This is a genomic window from Priestia sp. SIMBA_032 (assembly GCF_046535215.1).
Classification (GTDB): domain Bacteria; phylum Bacillota; class Bacilli; order Bacillales; family Bacillaceae_H; genus Priestia; species Priestia aryabhattai.
On the sequence record NZ_JAWRXD010001479.1, the window covers coordinates 1 to 239 of the forward strand.

1 protein-coding gene is annotated in these 239 nt (G+C 38.5%); it reads left to right on the forward strand.

Going from position 1 to position 239, the window contains the following annotated elements:
- On the forward strand, nucleotides 1-239 hold a 239-nt coding region (locus SB717_RS39225; protein WP_410908701.1), incomplete at both ends, for a hypothetical protein.

The window sequence follows — 239 nt, forward strand, 5'->3', positions numbered from 1 at the left end:
GTGCAAATTATACTTACATATGGGACAATAATGAAACTACACAAACAGCTGTAGCGTTAGGCGCAGGAAATCATTCTGTAACCGTGACCGATTCTAAAGGTTGTACTACAACTTGCACCGTAATCATAACCCAACCAAATGTACTTTCTTGCAGTATTTCTCAAGATAGTTCTGTAAAATGTTTTGGGGAAAATACCGGCAAAGCAACAGTAACAGCTATTGGAGGAAATGGCGATTAT